At 68.6% G+C, this 16,236-nt stretch carries 18 protein-coding genes; 17 read left to right on the top strand and 1 reads right to left on the bottom strand.

The window, feature by feature from the left end:
• Position 1 precedes the first annotated feature (1 nt).
• The 16 genes from ABZS64_RS15415 (at position 2) to ABZS64_RS15490 (ending at position 14,640) form a co-directional block, all read left to right on the top strand.
• Positions 2-1,297 (top strand): AAA family ATPase, encoded by a 1,296-nt coding sequence (locus ABZS64_RS15415; RefSeq protein ID WP_355828656.1) that lies wholly within the window; start codon positions 2-4, stop codon positions 1,295-1,297.
• Positions 1,294-1,707, top strand: coding sequence for a TadE family protein (locus ABZS64_RS15420; protein ID WP_355828658.1), 414 nt, complete (start codon positions 1,294-1,296; stop codon positions 1,705-1,707). The genes ABZS64_RS15415 and ABZS64_RS15420 overlap by 4 nt, the downstream gene beginning before the upstream one ends.
• Positions 1,708-1,711: 4 nt before the next feature.
• Positions 1,712-2,074: a TadE/TadG family type IV pilus assembly protein gene (locus ABZS64_RS15425; RefSeq protein ID WP_355828660.1), complete on the top strand. Its 363-nt coding sequence runs from the start codon at positions 1,712-1,714 to the stop codon at positions 2,072-2,074.
• A 29-nt stretch (positions 2,075-2,103) separates the two neighbouring features.
• Positions 2,104-3,441, top strand: coding sequence for a CpaF family protein (locus ABZS64_RS15430; RefSeq protein WP_355828663.1), 1,338 nt, complete (start codon positions 2,104-2,106; stop codon positions 3,439-3,441).
• Positions 3,442-3,457: 16 nt separating this feature from the next.
• On the top strand, positions 3,458-4,396 hold the full coding sequence (locus tag ABZS64_RS15435; RefSeq protein ID WP_355828665.1) for a type II secretion system F family protein: 939 nt from the start codon (positions 3,458-3,460) through the stop codon (positions 4,394-4,396).
• 8 nt (positions 4,397-4,404) lie between these two features.
• The gene (locus tag ABZS64_RS15440) at positions 4,405-5,280 is read left to right on the top strand and encodes a DUF5936 domain-containing protein (protein ID WP_355828668.1); all 876 of its coding nucleotides are present in this window, start codon (positions 4,405-4,407) and stop codon (positions 5,278-5,280) included.
• A gap of 70 nt (positions 5,281-5,350) precedes the next feature.
• Positions 5,351-6,661, top strand: coding sequence for a histidine kinase (locus tag ABZS64_RS15445; protein WP_355828844.1), 1,311 nt, complete (start codon positions 5,351-5,353; stop codon positions 6,659-6,661).
• Positions 6,662-6,710: 49 nt separating this feature from the next.
• Positions 6,711-7,769, top strand: coding sequence for a response regulator transcription factor (locus ABZS64_RS15450; protein ID WP_355828670.1), 1,059 nt, complete (start codon positions 6,711-6,713; stop codon positions 7,767-7,769).
• A gap of 233 nt (positions 7,770-8,002) precedes the next feature.
• A complete protein-coding gene (locus ABZS64_RS15455; protein ID WP_355828673.1) occupies positions 8,003-8,242 on the top strand; it encodes a hypothetical protein in 240 nt (79 codons plus the stop codon).
• 11 nt (positions 8,243-8,253) lie between these two features.
• Positions 8,254-8,826, top strand: coding sequence for a pilus assembly protein TadG-related protein (locus tag ABZS64_RS15460; RefSeq protein ID WP_355828676.1), 573 nt, complete (start codon positions 8,254-8,256; stop codon positions 8,824-8,826).
• Positions 8,827-8,857: 31 nt separating this feature from the next.
• A complete protein-coding gene (locus ABZS64_RS15465) occupies positions 8,858-9,472 on the top strand; it encodes a hypothetical protein (protein ID WP_355828679.1) in 615 nt (204 codons plus the stop codon).
• A 3-nt stretch (positions 9,473-9,475) separates the two neighbouring features.
• Positions 9,476-10,102, top strand: coding sequence for an OmpA family protein (locus ABZS64_RS15470; protein WP_355828681.1), 627 nt, complete (start codon positions 9,476-9,478; stop codon positions 10,100-10,102).
• Positions 10,103-10,235: 133 nt separating this feature from the next.
• Positions 10,236-11,885 (top strand): polymorphic toxin-type HINT domain-containing protein, encoded by a 1,650-nt coding sequence (locus tag ABZS64_RS15475; protein ID WP_355828684.1) that lies wholly within the window; start codon positions 10,236-10,238, stop codon positions 11,883-11,885.
• Complete coding sequence (locus tag ABZS64_RS15480) at positions 11,882-12,748, top strand: hypothetical protein (RefSeq protein WP_355828687.1); 867 nt, start codon at positions 11,882-11,884, stop codon at positions 12,746-12,748. Before ABZS64_RS15475 ends, ABZS64_RS15480 begins: the two co-directional genes overlap by 4 nt.
• Positions 12,745-13,770 carry an aminoglycoside phosphotransferase family protein gene (locus tag ABZS64_RS15485; RefSeq protein WP_355828689.1) on the top strand — a complete coding sequence of 342 codons (1,026 nt, stop codon included), beginning with the start codon at positions 12,745-12,747 and terminating at the stop codon, positions 13,768-13,770. The genes ABZS64_RS15480 and ABZS64_RS15485 overlap by 4 nt, the downstream gene beginning before the upstream one ends.
• A 120-nt stretch (positions 13,771-13,890) precedes the next feature.
• Positions 13,891-14,640, top strand: coding sequence for a hypothetical protein (locus tag ABZS64_RS15490; protein ID WP_355828692.1), 750 nt, complete (start codon positions 13,891-13,893; stop codon positions 14,638-14,640).
• On the opposite strand, the gene ABZS64_RS15495 is transcribed toward ABZS64_RS15490, so the two are convergent.
• Positions 14,633-14,992 carry a DUF192 domain-containing protein gene (locus tag ABZS64_RS15495; protein ID WP_355828694.1) on the bottom strand — a complete coding sequence of 120 codons (360 nt, stop codon included), beginning with the start codon at positions 14,990-14,992 and terminating at the stop codon, positions 14,633-14,635. The genes ABZS64_RS15490 and ABZS64_RS15495 overlap by 8 nt on opposite strands.
• 349 nt (positions 14,993-15,341) lie before the next feature.
• On the opposite strand from ABZS64_RS15495, the gene ABZS64_RS15500 reads away from it, so the two are divergent.
• A complete protein-coding gene (locus tag ABZS64_RS15500) occupies positions 15,342-16,181 on the top strand; it encodes a prepilin peptidase (protein ID WP_355828697.1) in 840 nt (279 codons plus the stop codon).
• Positions 16,182-16,236: the final 55 nt, after the last annotated feature.

A 16,236-nucleotide genomic window follows, 5' to 3' on the forward strand; every position in this document is an offset into this window, starting at 1 on the left:
CATGACCACGCGAATCATCCCGGCAGTCGGCGACGCCGACGCCGCCCGGTCCATCACCACCCTGCTCAGCCAGCTCCCCGACGCGGAGCCGGCCGGCCCGGTGGGCGACTCGACAACGCTCCTCGACACCCTGGCCCGGCTGGCCGGAGAGTCGATCGACGAGCTGCCCGAGGTCGTCCTGGTGCACGAGCGGATCGGGCCGGTTCCGGCGCTCGAGGTGATCCGGGAAGTGGCCCTGCGTTTCCCCGCGGTCGGGGTCGTGCTCATCACCTCCGACGCCAGCCCCGGGCTGTTCTCGGCGGCCATGGACTCGGGTGCACGAGGTCTGATCGGTCTGCCGCTGAGCTACGAGGAGTTGGTCACCCGGGTTCAGGCGGCGGCCGGCTGGTCCGTCGGAGTGCGCCGCCACCTCGGCCAGGGCACAGAGGTCTTCTCCGGTCCCGGCGGCACCGTCGTCGCCGTGGCGGGCGGCAAGGGCGGCGTCGGCACCACGCTGACCGCGGTCCAACTGGCCCTGGCCGCACAGGCCTCCGGCCAGCACACCGCGCTCGTGGACATGGACCTGCAGGCGGGCGACATCGCCTCGTATCTGGATGTGCAGTTCCGCCGCTCGATCGTCGATCTGGCGGGGATCCAGGACATCTCGCCCCGGGTGCTCCAGGACGTGGTCTTCCACCACGAGAGCGGCCTTGGCCTGCTGCTCGCCCCGGGCGAGGGAGAGCGCGGCGAGGAGGTGACCGACCGGGTGGCGCGGCAGGTCGTCAGCGCACTGCGCCAGCGCTACCAGGTCGTGGTCGTCGACTGCGGTTCGCAGATGAGCAGCGCCAACGCGACCGCCATCGAGATGGCGGAGAAGGCGGTCCTGGTGACCACTCCGGACGTGGTCGCGGTGCGCGGGGCCAAGCGCATGGTCCGGCTCTGGGACCGGCTGCAGATCCGCAAGGCGGAAGAGACGGTCACGGTGGTCAACCGCCATATACGCAATACGGAAATCCAGCCGCCGCTGATCGAGCGGATCACCGGCACCCGCGTGGCGCGGATCGCCGTCCCGTCGAACTTCAAGGAACTCCAGGGTGCGGTCGACGCCGGCCGTATGCAGGATCTGGAGGCCAAGAGCACCGTGAAGCAGGCGCTGTGGGGCCTGGCCGGAGAACTCGGCCTGGTGAATACGGCGGAGATCGAGGGCAGGACCAAGGCCAAGGGCGGACGGTCAGCGAATGACCGGGGGTCGCTCACGTTCGGTCGCCGCTCACGTGGTGACGCATCGAGTGAAGGGAAGTGGGGGGCAGGGGGATGAGAAACAGATGGAGCAGCAGACATCAGCGGGACGAGGAACGCGACAGGGGCCAGATAGCCGTCGAGTTCGTCGGCATGCTGCCGCTGATTCTCCTTACGTGTGTGCTGCTCTGGCAGGCCGTGCTGTTCGGATACGCGTACACCCTGGCGGGCAACGGCGCGGACCGGGCGGCGCACGAGGCGGCCGTGAACTACCTGCGTCCCGACCAGGGCGCGCAGTGCCAGGAGGGCGCACGCCTGGGAGTGGCCGACCCGGACTACGACTTCGTAGCCGAGTGCACCGAGGATCTCGGGCACAACTCAATGCGGGCGAGCGTCGTGGTGAAGGTGCCCGTCCTGATACCCGGCCTGATCGACTACTCGTTCGGCACGGTGACCGGCAGGGCCAGTTCACCGCTGGAGGAGGACTGAACCGATGACCAGGCGCAGAGACGACAAGGGCGCGACCGCGGTCGAGTACATCGGATTCCTGCCGATCCTGATTCTCATCGGGATCTGCCTGCTCCAGTTCGGTCTGGCGGCATACGCGATGCAGCAGGCCGGCACGGCGGCGCGTACCGCGGCCCGCATCAGCTCTCAGAGCAACGACGACGTTGCGGCCAAGGCTGCGGGTGAGGCGGCCGTCAGCGACCTCATCAAGGAAGGAACCCGCGTCGACATGGGCGGTTCGGCCGACGACGCCACGGCGACGGCCACCGTCCGGATCCCCTCGGTCATCCCCGGGTTCCACTTCGACCCGGTGAAGCGTACGTCCACCATGCCGCGCACCGACGAATAGACCGGCACAGCGAAAGAGTTGGAGAACCGATGAGCCTTCTGGAGCGCCGAGGCGCCCCCGAGGAGAACGGCGGGAACCGTGAAGACGGTCATCTCGTCGCGACCTACCGGGCGAAGCTGCTTCAGGAGATCGACCTCGCGGAGATGTCTGCGCTGGCCGCGGTGGAACGCCGCGTCCGGCTGGAGCGCGTGCTGGGTCACATCATCAGCCGGGAAGGCCCCGTCCTCTCCACCGTCGAGCGCGCCCAGCTGATCAGGAGGGTCGTCGACGAAGCCCTTGGACTCGGCATTCTCGAACCTCTCCTGGAAGACGCGTCAGTCTCCGAGATCATGGTCAACGGCCCGGACCAGATCTTTGTGGAGCGCGGTGGCAGGGTCGAGCAACTTTCGATGCGCTTTGCCTCCAACGACCAGCTGATGCAGACCATCGAGCGCATCGTCTCCACGGTCAACCGCCGGGTGGACGAGTCGAATCCGATGGTCGACGCCCGGCTGCCCAGCGGCGAGCGCGTCAACGTGATCATTCCTCCTCTGTCGCTGACCGGCCCCATCCTCACGATCCGCCGCTTCCCCAGAGCCTTCACGCTGCGCGAGCTGATCGGCCTGGAGTCGCTCGACGAGCCCATGCTCTATCTGCTCTCGGCGCTCGTGCAGTCCAAGATGAACATCATCGTGTCCGGCGCCACCGGCACCGGAAAGACGACGCTGCTCAACGCCCTGTCCGGACTGATTCCCGAGGGCGAACGTGTGATCACCATCGAGGACTCGGCCGAGCTGCAGCTGCAGCAGTCGCATGTGATCCGGCTGGAGTCCCGCCCTCCGAACGTCGAGGGCAAGGGGCGGATCACCATTCGTGACCTCGTCCGCAACTCGCTGCGTATGCGCCCGGACCGCATCATCGTCGGCGAGGTCCGTGGCGGCGAGACGCTCGACATGCTCCAGGCGATGTCGACGGGCCACGACGGCTCGCTCGCCACCGTCCACGCCAACAGTGCCGAGGATGCGCTGATGCGACTGCAGACCCTCGCCTCGATGTCCGAGGTGGAGGTCCCGTTCGCGGCCCTGCAGGATCAGATCAACTCCGCCGTCGATGTCATCGTGCAGCTGACCCGCCATGCCGACGGCTCCAGGAAGATCACCGAGATCGCGCTTCTCGACTCGCACGGGCGGGAGCCCTTCAAGATCGCCTCGGTGTGCCGGTTCCTCTCCCAGCCGATGGGAGCCGACGGGAAGATCCACGGGCACTTCGAGTACTACCCGCTGTCCCGCCGTCTCGCCGACCGCCTCTTCATGGCCGGCCAGCCCGTCCCTCAAGCCTTCGGTATCGCACAGTCCGACGAACAACTCGCCTCCAGAGAAGCCAAGTAGCGAGCAGGTGTCAGGAATGAATCGACTGGATCAGCTGACGATCGGCGCCACACTGCTCTTCAGCGCGCTCCTGATCGCGGGTGTCCATACGTACGCCTCGGGCAAGGCCCAGCGCGCGGCGCTCGAACTGCGCCTGTCGTCGACACAGCAAATCGCCACCCCCGGGCGGCGACGGCGCTTCCGGGGCGTCGACCGCAGACTGAAACAGACCCGCTTCGGCAAGAAGATCGAGCTCCGGCTCGCCGCCACCGGTCTCGATCTCACGCCAGGTGAGTTCTTCGTCTACATGGTCGCCGCCGTCGCCGGCTTCTGGCTCCTCGCCAGCTCGGTGCTCGCGTCCTTCTTCGGCCCGATCGCCGGACTGATCGCGCTCTGGTCCGCCTTCGCGTTCCTCAACTGGCAGCGCCAGAAGCGCATCGAGAAGTTCATCAACCAGCTGCCCGAACTCTCCCGCATCATCGCGAACGCCACCCAGGCGGGGCTGGCCCTGCGGATGGCGATCAGCCTGGCCGCCGAGGAGCTGGAAGAGCCTGCGGGAGACGAACTGGCCAAGGTCGCCAACGCTCTCGCACTCGGGCATTCCATCGACGACGCCCTGGGAGAGCTCGCGGACCGGCTGCCCTCCCGCGAACTAGTCGTCCTGGTCACCACCCTCGTGCTCTCCAACCGCTCCGGCGGCGCCATCGTCAGCTCTCTGCGCAACCTCACCGAGACGCTGGAAGAGCGCAAGGAGACCCGGCGCGAGGTCAGGACCCAGCTGTCGCAGGTGACGCTGACCGCGTACATCGTCCCCGGCATGGGACTCGCGATGCTGATGCTGATGGACAGCGTCTGGAGCGGCGCACTGGACAAGATCACCGGAAACACCCTGGGGCAGGCGGTCGTCCTGCTCGCCCTGGGGCTCTACCTGGTCGGCTTCTTCCTCGTCCGCCGACTGGCCAAGATCGAAGTCTGAGGGCCGCCATGGAACTGTTGCTCGCACTCGCCGCCGGACTGTCCGTCACCGGCATGTTCTACGGGATCAGGCTCTACCGCGCCGACGCCAGGCTGCCGTCCGACCTGGCCGTCGCCCTCGAAGTGGGCTCCACCCGCACCACCGCCGTCGGCGGCGGCATCGACCGCCTGGGCATACGCTACGCGCCCGCGGTGCTGCGCATGATGGGACCCAAGCGCGTCAACAAGCTGCGCATACGGCTCGACATGGCGGGCAACCCCGGCGGTCTGACCGTGGACCGCTACGCCGCCCGCCGCGCCGTCTACGGCTTCATCGGCGCGCTCGGGGCGTTCGCCCTGCTCATCAACGCGCACCCCTTCTTCGCGCTGCTGTTCGTGGCCTTCGGTATCTGGTGGGCGGAGGTGGGAATCTGGGCGGCCACCCGGGCGCGCAAGGCCGCCATCGAGCGCACGCTGCCCGACTTCCTCGATGTGCTGGCGGTCGTCGTCTCGGCCGGCCTCGGCTTCCGCCAGGCCCTCGACCGAGTGGCGGAGCGGTACCGGGGGCCCTGGGCCGACGAGCTCAAGATCACGCTCCGTCAGATGGACATGGGCATGAGCCGCCGCGATGCCTTCGAACAGCTCCGCAAGCGCAACGCGTCCGAGCAGGTCGCCCAGTTCGTCACCGCGCTCCAACAGGGCGAGGAACTCGGTGCGCCCATCGTCGACACCCTGATCGCCATCGCCAACGACATGCGCCGTACGGACGCCCAGAATGCCCGCCGCAGGGCGTCCAAAGCCGTACCTCAGGCGACGGGCATCGTGACCATGCTCATGGTCCCGGCCACGATCCTGCTCATCGGCGCGGGCATGTTCCTCGGCTCAGGCATGAGCATCGGCGGATGAGCAGGGGATCCTGCGGAAGGGGGAAAGCTCCATGGCACTGCACCAGGTGTCCACCGGACCGGCCGGCACCATGACGGCGGACGGCGTGCTCGGCGTCGCATCCGGCGATGTCGTTCCCGCCGAGCCGGCGCTCAAGATTCAGCTGAGCGCGCTCCAGGCCATGTGCCGTCAGGTCTTCGGATTCCGGCTGGCGATGATCGCGCTGGCCACCCCCTTCGCCGTCGTGGGCGCGGCATCCGGCTGGCCGACCCTCCTCGTCGGCATCGCCATCCTGGTCACCTTCATGGGCTCCTACGTCCTCTTCCGTGACTGGGAGCGCTTCGGTCCACTCCTGCTGCAGCACCCCTGGCTGCTCGGCATCGACGCCTTCTTCGGCGCGCTGCTCCTGATCACCGCAACCCCGGCCAGCCCCCTGAGCTACGTCACCATCTGTACACCGCTGCTGGCCGGCCTTGTCTACGGATGGCGAGGTGCCGGCGTCTTCGCCGCACTGACCATCCTGATCATCTTTGCCGCTTACGCCGCCAACACCCAGCTCCAGGTGTCGATCGCCGGTTCCACGCTTCTGCCCGGCCTGTGCGCCGTGCTGGGCGCGGTCGGAGTCAGCCTCCGCCAGTTGATGCTCCGTTTCGGTACGGCGACCCAGGCACTGAGCGACGTACGCTCGCGGCTCGCTGTGACCGAGGCCGTCCAGGGGGAACGTGCCCGTCTGGCACGCGAGATGCACGACTCGGTCGCCAAGACCCTGCACGGTGTGGCGATGGCCGCAGACGGACTGGCCTCCTCCGCCGACCGGATGGACCCTCTCACCGTCAAACACCAGGCCGACATGGTCGCCAGATCCGCCCGCCGTGCTGCCGCCGAATCCCGCGAACTGCTCTCCGACCTGCGACGCCAGACCGATCTCGGAGCCGCCGGGGTGGACGTGGTCGCAGAACTCGGCGCCCGTACGGATGACTTCGCCCGGCGGACCGGGTTGCGAGCCACCTGGCGCAGGCTCGGTGAAGCGTCCGTACCCGGCGTCCCCCACGCTGTCGCCCGGCACTTACTGACCATCGCGTCCGAAGCGATGGAGAACGCCCAACGCCATGCAAGGCCCACCTATGTCGACGTGTCCGTAGGGGTCGTCGACAGAGCGCTGCGCATCAGCGTCTACGACGACGGGTGCGGCCTGCCGCCGGGCACGTCACTCGACGACCTCAGAAAAGCGGGTCACTTCGGACTCGTCGGCATGGTCGAGCGCGCCGCCGGAATCGGCGCCCGAATCCGCATCGGACGTGGACGGGCGACCAAAGGAACCGAAGTCCGACTCGAGATCCCCGTCAGCGCACTCCTGCCCAGCGGTCTGCCGCCCGCCGTACACCCGTCGCTCACGCACTAGCCAGTCCCCACCCACACCAGTCCCCCACACACTGAAAGGAGGCCGCACCATGCCGGACGATTCGTCGTACACGTCAGGACAGCAATTGCCGTCGTCGCACGTGTCCCAGCACACGTCCTCGCACAGCACACCCATCCGCTCCGAGCACACACCTGCGCAGGTACCACTTCCCCCGCCGGCCGCGGCATCCGGAGGGTTCCCCGCCCTCCCCGCTCCGGTGACGCCGACACCGCTTCGCGTCGTCGTCGCCGACGACAACCCCGTCGTACGGGCCGGGCTCCACGTGCTGCTCTCCGGTCGCGAGGACATCGCGGTCGTCGCCGAGGCAGCCGACGGGCGCGAGGCCTATGAGGCGGTCCAGCAACACCGTCCGGACGTGGTGCTGCTCGACGTCAGGATGCCGGGCGTCGACGGCATCTCCGCGCTGCCGCATCTGGTGCGCATCGCCCCGGTGATGATGCTGACGTACAGCCGTGAGAGCGAGATCGTGCAGGAGGCGCTGCGCCTGGGGGCGGGCGGCTACCTGGTCCACGGCGAGTTCACCGCCGACCAACTCGTCGACGCCGTACGGGACATCACGCAGGGCCGGGCCCACTTCACGGTGACCGCGGCCAATGCACTGCTCGCCCACATGAGAGGCGAGCCTACGCCGGCCGGGCCTCAGGCCCTGCCGGACGGGCTGGGACAGGTGTTCACCACCGGTGTGCCCAATCAGGGTGCGACTGCACACGGTTCCGTACCGCAAACCGATCCGCGCCAGACGTCCAACTTCGGGCTTCAGGGCGGCCCCTATGTATCAAACTCATTGCAGCCACAGCAGGACTCTTCGCGTATGCAACCGAATGTGGGACAGTCGTCCAAGACGGAGTTCAGGCTGAGTTCGAGGGAGGTGGAGGTGATGGATCTGATCGCGTCGGGCATGACCAATCAGCAGATCGCCGCCACCTGCTTCATCAGTGAGAAGACGGTCAAGAACCACATCAACCGCATCTTCGCCAAACTGCACAGCACCAGCCGCAGTGAGGCCATCGCGGTATGGCTCGGCACGGCACATGGTCACGGCGGTGGCGGTGGCGGTATGCCGAGGGGAGGCGCGGGCCATGGCTGACGGCACGGCGGTGCGCGCTGCGGGCCATCGGGCCCACCTTCCGAACGGCCAGGCCCATCCTTCTCTTTGGGCCTTGGATTGGGCCCTGGGACCCTCTGCCGGGACCACCGGTCCGTCGTACGTTTCTCGTGTCGAAAGCGGCACCGGCCAGGAGGAAGCCGGTTACGCGGAAGGCACACAGGAGACTTGCGAACCGGCCGGTGTGCGGCCGGCCGGACCCGGAGGGGAACATCATGTCGAAGGACATCGCGCTCAAGACGGCGGTTGCGACTCAGCTTCGTGTGAGCGGCTGGAAGAACACGGCGATCGAGCGGATGAGCCGCAGGGCCGACAAGGGTCAGACCTCGGTCGAGTACATCGGCATGCTGGTGGCGGTCATTGCGATCATCGCGATCATCGTGACGATGAAGCAGGACATCGGCGAGACGATCGGCAAGAAGATCAAGCAGGTTGTCGGCACGGCCGGCGGCTGACACTTGCTGGAGTGACCCGCAGGCAACGCGAGGCAGGGCAGGCTTTCCCCATCTACATCACGGTGGTGGCGGGCCTGCTCTTCCTCGCGTTCGCGTATTTCGTGGTCGGCGTGTCCGCCGACCAGCGAAATGGCGCCCAGGGTGCTGCCGACGCCGCCGCGCTGGCCGCAGCCCGGGATGCGCGCGATCAGATCGTCGACAAACTGCTCGGGCCGAAGCTGCCGGACGACTGGGCGGACCTCATTCTCGGACGAGGGTTCGGCCCCGGCGCGGTATGTCAGGCCGCCGATGAGTACGCGCAGAAGAATGACTCGGACAGGACCAGTTGCCTGCCCTACTACGGGGAGTACTGGGGTTTCACGGTCGGGGTCGAAACCAAGAAGACCATCGGTGATTCGGTGATCCCGGGTACTGCGGACGAAAAGGGCGAGGCCAAAGCCAGGGGTGTTGTCGTGCCGAAATGTTCGCTCAGAGGAGCGAAGCTGGATTGCGACGGCCTGGGCTCGTTGATCGATCCGGACGACCTGGGTAGCGTGCCGGACCTGGCTGATCTTTTCACCGTCCGTCTGATCGACGCGAACTGACCGAGTGACAACTAGCAGAGGAATTGCAGTCATGAGCATGCGGCAGATCTCACAGGCGCGCAGGACGGCGGCGGCCGTCACCGCGGCGGTGGCGCTGATTTTCACGCTGGCCGCGTGCGGCAGCGACGGTGACAAGCCCGACAAGAGCGCCAACGCCGGCCAGTCGTCGGCCCCGGACAACGGAGGCGCGGTTGACCAAGGGGGCAAGGGAGATCCAGGCAGCGCCAAACCTCAGCCGGACAAGGTCATCGCCACCTTGAAGGGCGAAAAGGGCATCGAACTGGATATCACCGCCGCCGTACGGGACTCCGGTGGCTTCGTCACCATTAATGGGAACCTTCGGAACACTACGGACCAGGACTTCCAGGACACGACGGACTGGCGTGGATCCGAGTTGGAGATCGCACAGGCCGTCGGAGGCGGGTCGCTTGCCGGGGCCACTTTCGTGGATTCCAAGGAGAAGAAGCGCTACTACGTCCTGCGAGACACCGAGAACCGTCCCCTCGTAACCACTCTCAGCAGCGTCGCGGCCAAGGCCAGTGTGCCTGTGTTCATGCAGTTCCCGGCGCCGCCCGAGACCGTGAACCAGGTGACGTTCTCGCTACCGACCTTCCAGTCTGTGGCGCTCCGGCTCGGAAGCGAGTGAGGCATGCGAGTCAGCACTGGATTCGTGCGTGGCAGGGCCGTGTTCATCGGCTCCATCGCCCTTGCTCTGACCGTTGTTGCCGTCCCGTCGGCAGGCGCCGACGATGGACCGCGCCCCAAAGCCGAGTCCGTGTACGAGGGGAAGATCGACGTCAGTGACCCCGACCTCAAGATGGTCGACGGCGCGACGCTCGCCTCGCCCAAGGTTCTGGAAATCAAGCAGGTCGTCGGCGACGAGGCGGGCAATGAGCAGCGCGAGGACTCGAATTCCGAGGTCAAGTTCAGCCTGCAGGCCGAGGTCCTCTTCGGCAAGGACAGCGCAAAACTGAGCAGCGACGCCAACTCACGTATCAAGGCGATTGCCGAGGAGATCAAGAAGCAGAACGCCAAGAAGGTTCGGGTGTTCGGCTTCACGGACGACCTGGGCTCGGCCGAGCACGGTGATGTGCTGTCCAAGCAGCGCGCCGCCGCGGTGCACGGTGTGCTCTCCCAGGAACTCGCCGCCGTAGGCATCACCTACGAGATCCGGGGATACGGCGAACAGTTCCCGATCGCCGAGAACAACTCCGAGGAGAACCGACGGAAGAACCGGCGTGTGGAGGTCTCCTTCCCGCGCGGCACTGCTTCCTAGACATCCTGGACTGCGTGGGCTCCGCCGCAATCTCCTTGCAGCGGGGCCCACGTCCCGTGTCCGCCCGAGGTGAGCCCGACTTTGGGCCCTGGGGCCCACGACTGTGCGTGGACCGCGCTTTAGCGTCGTGTGCATGTCGCGTATGGGGGTAGTGCGTCAGCTTCGCCGGCGGATGCGTGCGCTGTTGCCGCGCACCGATGCCAGGGCGCTCGGGCTGCGGAAGTCGCAGTCGGGGCAGACGGCGGTGGAGTACATCGGTCTGGTCGTCGTCGTGATCGCCATCATCGGCGCGCTGGTGGCGACGGGTGGTGTACCCGAGGTGGGCAAGGCCATCGGGAACAAGATCTGCCAGGCGGTCGGCGGCAGTTGTGGCGTCGATGGCGGGGGAGACCCGCAGGCGGGCGGAAACCCTTCCGAGGACGACCAGCCCGCCTCCGACGACGGAACCGGCGACGCCTCCGAAAAGCCCCAGTCCCAGCTCGACTACGAGAAGGCCCTCAAGGAGCTTCAGGACGCGCAGAAGGACGAGAAGTCCAACCAGGACAAGGCCATCGAGGCCGCAAAGGAACTCGCGAAGATCCTCGCCGACGAACTCGGCATCACCGACGCGCTCGACTGCATCACCAAGGGCGACATGGGCGCCTGCACCGAGACGCTCATCAATGTGCTCCTCAGCCTCATCGGCGGCGCCGTCGGGAAGCTTGCCGCGAAGTACGGGGCGCCCTGGAAGTGGAAGAAGGCCGTCGAGCTCGTCAGGAGGCTCAAGAAGCATGGCGGGGAGTTGTACGACGGGCTCAAGGGGCTCATCAAGAACCGCAAGCGTGTCAAGGACGCCGAGAAGGCGCTCGAGGATGCCAGGAAGAAGTGGGACCCCGACAAGCCGAAGAAGCCCGACAGGCCGACGTGTCTTGCCAGCCACAGCTTCCTTCCTGGTACGGGGGTTCTGCTCGCGGGCGGAGTCAGTGTTCCGATCGAATCGGTACGTGTGGGGGAGCAGGTCGTCGCGACCGATCCGGCGAGTGGGGTCACCGCGCTGCGGCGGGTCACGGACACCTTCACGACGTACGACGACAAGCACTTCACCCGGCTGAGCACACCCGCGGGCACGGTCACGGCCACGGACACGCACCCCTTCTGGCTCAGCAATGAGCGGCGGTGGGCGGACGCCGCCGAGGTCGCAGCCGGGGACGAGCTGCGGCTGCCGGGCGGGGGCTCGCTCGTGGTCACCGCGGTCTCCCGGTACACCGAGCGGCGGACCACACACGACCTCGCGGTCGCCGGTATCCACGCGTACTACGTGGGAATCGGGTCCTCGTACGCCCTCGTGCACAACAACAATCCCTGCAAGGAGTGGGAAGCGGATCCCAGCGTCAAGGGGCCCGCGGCCGGGAAGAAGCTGAAGCCGCCGCATCAGCGCCACACCGTCGCCGGTGCGAAGAACGGCATGGTGAAGGAGAAGAACACCGTCATCCTGAAGGGGCGCGAGGCCGAGATCGAGGGCGATATCCAGGGCATCGCGGAGGGCAAGGCGAAGCTCGTCGACAACGGCAGCGCGTATGAGATCAACGGCCGCAAGTACGGGGTCGAGGAGAACGGCCGGACCTTCCCGATATCCGGCAACGGGCTCGTGGAGCTGAACCGGAACGAATACGCGGCCCTCAAAGAGATCGCCAAGGCGGGCGGGCGGACGGACGTGCCGGCGTTGACTCGGAACCCGCGGTTCGCGAACAATCCTGAGGTCGTGGAGAAAGCCAAGAAGATCTACGACGGGACGTACCCGTGACGGGTGATCTGTTCACCGTGGCCGTGCTCGAACCCGACGCGCTCGTCGCCGCTCTCGCCGATTGTGTGGGGGTCACTCCCGCCGATGTCGATGTCGCCGACGCGAACGGGGACCCGGAGGCGCGGAACTGGGACGCCCCCGTGCTGTGCGTCTACACCCGGCTGCCCGGTGGGGGCCTCGGCCTCATGCTCGATGTGTACGTCGCGGAGGGGGCCGGCGAGAGAGAACCTGCCGGCGAACTCGACGAGGCCGGCCTGGCGCGCAGGCTCGCGGCGCGGGCGGGGACGACCGTGCTGCACCCGGCCGAGTCGGTCCCGCCGAGCGCGTACTGGGCGGTGACCGCGGAGGGTCTGGTGACGCGCGCCCGGCTGTACGACCCGGACGAGCACGAGGATCCATACGTCGTCGACGCCGTCGAGGCACCGGTGCCGGATCTTCCGGACGCCCAGGTGACGGTGCTGCCGGAGATCCTGCGCGAGGAGCGCATCGACATCCCGGTGACCGATGCCTTCACGGCCGTCGTCCCGGACAGCTCGGCGGGCAGCGAGGCGGACGCGGCCCGCATCGGCCTGGTGATGTGGGAGCGGCTGGTGCGCAGGCTCGAACGGGACTGGGCACCGTCGGGACGGTATCGCCCGGATCTGTACGAGGAGGATCTGTCCGAGCGCGACGAGCTCGAGGTGCTGGAGCCGCGGCTTCCGGAGGCGTACGTGAAGCCCTTCCGTACGGCGCTCGGGCAACTCGACGACCTCTTCCGTACGCATACGGTGCCGACGGATGCCGACGACGCGGCGCAGTGGTGGCGGGGCCGGCGGCCCCGGCGCGTCCCCTGGGAGGACGAGGAAACGGGGGAGCGGACATGAAAGTGCCTTTCGGCGCATGGCTTCGGGACGAGCTGGGGGTGCCACGGCGCGCCCGGCTGCTGGAGAGCAGCCCGCGGTCCGCGGTGTGGCGCGTCCGGCTGGACGGGGGCACCGCCGTCGTCAAGCAGCTCGTCGCGGGCGCGGGAGCCGATGAGCGGTACGCGCGCGAGGTGGCCGCGCTGCGGCTCGCCGGTCCGGTCCAACCACCTGTTGTGCCACGACTTTTGGGCGTGGATCCCGACGAGCGCGTACTGGTGCTGGAATACGTGGAGCACAGGCCGCCGCGTGCGGGCTGGGAGGTCCAGTACGCGACGGCGCTCGCCCGGCTGCATGCGGCGGGCGCGGAGGGGGGCGGCGCGGAGCTGCCGCCCTGGGCCGGGCCGGACGCGAAGGACACCGTGTCGTTTCTGGGCTTGGCCGACGCGCTCGGGGTCCGGATCCCGAACGGCGTCGAGGAGGAGCTGGCTCAACTCCTCGACAGACTTGGCGAATTGAACGGGCCGCGCGCCCTGCTGCACGGCGACCCCTGCCCGGGCAACGATCTGCACACCGGCGACGGCATCCGCTTCATCGACTTCGAGCAGGCCTGCCTCGGCAATGCGCTGATGGAGCTGGCGTATCTGCGGATCGGCTTCCCCACCTGCTGGTGTGTGACCTCAGCACCCGAGCCGCTGCTGACGCAGGCTGAAGCCGCATACCGCGCGACCTGGCGGGAGGCGACCGGTACGGAGGTCGAGGGTGAGCTCGCCGACGCCTGTGCGGGGTGGCTGATCCGGGGCGACGCGCTGGTCCAGCGTGCGGAGCGCGGGACCGTCGATCAGTTGGCCCGGGTCATGGACGAGGACTGGACGTGGGGGACGGTGAGCGCGCGGGAGCGGCTGGTGCACCGGCTCGCAGTGGTGGCCGGGATGAGCGGCGGCAGTGAAGCGGTGGGCGGCCTCGGGCGGCTCGGCGCGGACATGCGTCTGGCCGTGCTCGACCGCTGGCCAAGACTCCGGGCCGTGCCGAGCCGCAGGCTGTAGCCGACGCCGAGCTGCAGGCCGTAGCCGGGCGGCGTTTGGGTCCGTGGGCCCATGCGGGGGCGTGAACACCGCTGTTAGCGTGCGGCGACCGAACCCTGACAACGGACGAGGTGGGCACGGATGAGGCGGCGTACGGGAGTGGTGGCAGCGGCCTTGGCCCTTGCCGTGGGGCTCACGGCCGGCTGCGGTGGCGCGGACGACACCGCCGGAAAGCCGCAGCAGCCGAAGAAGGAGACCGCCGCCACGCCCGCCACCACCCGGGCACCGACTCCGCAGGCCCCCACCCCGGCTGCCCCCGCCACGCCCCAAAAGGACCTCTCCAAGGCCGACTTGGAGAAGGCGATCCTCGCCACGGGCGACGCGGCGGGGTTCAACGCCGGCCCCCTGGGCGCCCCGCCGTCCCAGGGCGAGAGTGCCGACAAGCCCGAATGCGCCCCGCTCACCGCCGTCATCAACGGCAAGCCCGAGCCCCTCGCACAGGCCTCCGCCTATCGCCAGCTCACGGGCGCCAAGGACAACCGGCCGGCCGTGTCCGAGTTCCTCACTGCCCACGGGGTGCAGGGCGCGGCGACGGTACTGAGCCGGTTGCGTACCGCCGTCGATGCGTGCGAGGGCGGCTTCACGGCGAGCGGCGGTGAGGGGTCGTCGAGGTACAAGGGCGTGAAGGCGCTGCCGGTCGCCAGGGTCGGCGACGACGCGTTCGCCTATCAGGTCACCGGCGACTTCGAGGGGCTTCCCGTACCCCTGGTCTTCCAGGTCGTACGGTCCGGCGGCACGCTCGCGACCTTCTACACCGGGAACTTCGAGGGGCCGCAGACCCCGAAGATCCCGTCCGTCCTCCTCACGGCACAGACGGCGAAGCTCAGGTAATCGTCAGCTGCGGGCCGGGGCGCAGCCCCCATTCCGCCATCGCCCCGGCCTCCGCCTCCAGCACATGCCGCGCCCGCAGCCGCGGCATGCCGAGCCGTCCCGGCTTCATCGTGTGGACGTCGAGGACCCTCAACTCCCTGTCCAGGTACGCCACATCGATGGGGAAGCGCATGCGGAAGGTGTGCACGCTGTTGCACGGCGTCAGCAGGATCGCGCCCTCGATCCCGTCCCGTCCCAGCAGCCCGCGCCGCCGCGGCCCGTACGAAGCGGCGATCTCCACCGGGACACCGCTCTTGTGCCCGGCCACTCTCAACGTCCCTGTGCCGTTGTGCCATTGACGCCGTCCACCCATGGTCGTAGACCGTAGCGCCCGGCGTACGGCTAGGGGGTGTCTTTTGGATCAGGCCGGATCAGTGAGCGGCCCGCCGCGGAGCGGCTGATGTCACTGCGGTGCGTGCGATCGCAAGGCGGAGGATGGGGGTCCCCCCGCCGAAGGCAGGGGGAGAGCCGACGCGGAGCGTCGGCGACTGACGACAACGCAGCGTGGGGGCACCTCCCGTGCCCGAAGGGCTACGGGGGAGTGCGTGCCAGGGCACGCGAGCCCGGCAAGATTCGAAAGACACCCCCTATGGGCCCCGGATCAGCGGGAGTGGGCCCCAGGGCCCATGACCGGCCGGGAATCGCGGCCTACGATCGCTTCCGTGTACGCCACGCTGATCGCCGCCGCCGCCCTGTGGGGCGCCGTCGCGGGGCTGTTCGTCCCGCGCGCCGCGTACCGGCTCTCCGTCGAGCCGGAGGAGGAGTGGCGCGACGCCTGCCCCGCCGGGCACCCGTTCACCGGGCCCGCGCAGGGCTGGATCGGCGGGGCGCGGTGTGCGGCCTGCGCCACGGCCGTTCCGGCCCGTACGGCAGAAGGCGAAGGCGCGGGTGAAGGCACGGCGGCCCGCGAACCCGACGCGCCCGCCACAACCGCGCCCGCAGCAGAAGCCCCCGCCCCTTGCTCCCAGCCGCTCGTTCCGCTCGTCAGCGCCCTTGTCTGCACGGCCCTCGCCGCCGCCACCGGGCCGCGCCCCGAGCTGGCCGTCTGGCTGCTGATCACGCCCATCGCCGTACTGCTGGCCCTCGTCGACCGCAACGTCCACCGCCTGCCCGACCAGCTGACCCTCCCGCTCGCCGCCGCGGCCGCCGCCCTCCTCGGGCTCGCCGCGCTGCTCCCCGGCGACGGCGGCTCCTGGCCCACGGCACTGCTCGGCGGGCTCGCCCTCGGCGCCGCCTACTTCGTGCTCTTCCTGATCCACCCGAACGGCATGGGCTTCGGCGACGTCAAGCTCGCGCTCTCGCTCGGCGTCGTCCTCGGCTGGTACGGCTGGGCGGTGCTCTTCGCCGGAGCCTTCGCGGGCTTTCTGCTCGGCTCGCTGTACGGGCTCGGGCTCATGGCCCTGCGCCGCGCGAGCCGCAAGACCGCGATCCCCTTCGGGCCCTTCATGATCGTGGGCGCGCTGGCTGGAGTGCTGCTCGGAGCTCTCGCGGCGGCTCCGTAGGACCGCCTGCCGCCCGCCACCCGTCGCACATACCTACAAGACAACGCGGCCTTCG

It is taken from the genome of Streptomyces sp. NPDC005408 (genome assembly GCF_040606445.1).
In the GTDB taxonomy this organism is placed as follows: Bacteria; Actinomycetota; Actinomycetes; order Streptomycetales; family Streptomycetaceae; genus Streptomyces.

Coding starts and splice junctions, on each gene's coding strand:
- ABZS64_RS15445 (WP_355828844.1), top strand. CDS start 5,351: ATGACGGCGGACGGCGTGCTCGGCGTCGCATCCGGCGATGTCGTTCCC.
- ABZS64_RS15440 (WP_355828668.1), top strand. CDS start 4,405: ATGGAACTGTTGCTCGCACTCGCCGCCGGACTGTCCGTCACCGGCATG.
- ABZS64_RS15475 (WP_355828684.1), top strand. CDS start 10,236: ATGTCGCGTATGGGGGTAGTGCGTCAGCTTCGCCGGCGGATGCGTGCG.
- ABZS64_RS15465 (WP_355828679.1), top strand. CDS start 8,858: ATGAGCATGCGGCAGATCTCACAGGCGCGCAGGACGGCGGCGGCCGTC.
- ABZS64_RS15425 (WP_355828660.1), top strand. CDS start 1,712: ATGACCAGGCGCAGAGACGACAAGGGCGCGACCGCGGTCGAGTACATC.
- ABZS64_RS15470 (WP_355828681.1), top strand. CDS start 9,476: ATGCGAGTCAGCACTGGATTCGTGCGTGGCAGGGCCGTGTTCATCGGC.
- ABZS64_RS15430 (WP_355828663.1), top strand. CDS start 2,104: ATGAGCCTTCTGGAGCGCCGAGGCGCCCCCGAGGAGAACGGCGGGAAC.
- ABZS64_RS15435 (WP_355828665.1), top strand. CDS start 3,458: ATGAATCGACTGGATCAGCTGACGATCGGCGCCACACTGCTCTTCAGC.
- ABZS64_RS15450 (WP_355828670.1), top strand. CDS start 6,711: ATGCCGGACGATTCGTCGTACACGTCAGGACAGCAATTGCCGTCGTCG.
- ABZS64_RS15420 (WP_355828658.1), top strand. CDS start 1,294: ATGAGAAACAGATGGAGCAGCAGACATCAGCGGGACGAGGAACGCGAC.
- ABZS64_RS15490 (WP_355828692.1), top strand. CDS start 13,891: ATGAGGCGGCGTACGGGAGTGGTGGCAGCGGCCTTGGCCCTTGCCGTG.
- ABZS64_RS15415 (WP_355828656.1), top strand. CDS start 2: ATGACCACGCGAATCATCCCGGCAGTCGGCGACGCCGACGCCGCCCGG.
- ABZS64_RS15495 (WP_355828694.1), bottom strand. CDS start 14,992: ATGGGTGGACGGCGTCAATGGCACAACGGCACAGGGACGTTGAGAGTG.
- ABZS64_RS15485 (WP_355828689.1), top strand. CDS start 12,745: ATGAAAGTGCCTTTCGGCGCATGGCTTCGGGACGAGCTGGGGGTGCCA.
- ABZS64_RS15455 (WP_355828673.1), top strand. CDS start 8,003: ATGTCGAAGGACATCGCGCTCAAGACGGCGGTTGCGACTCAGCTTCGT.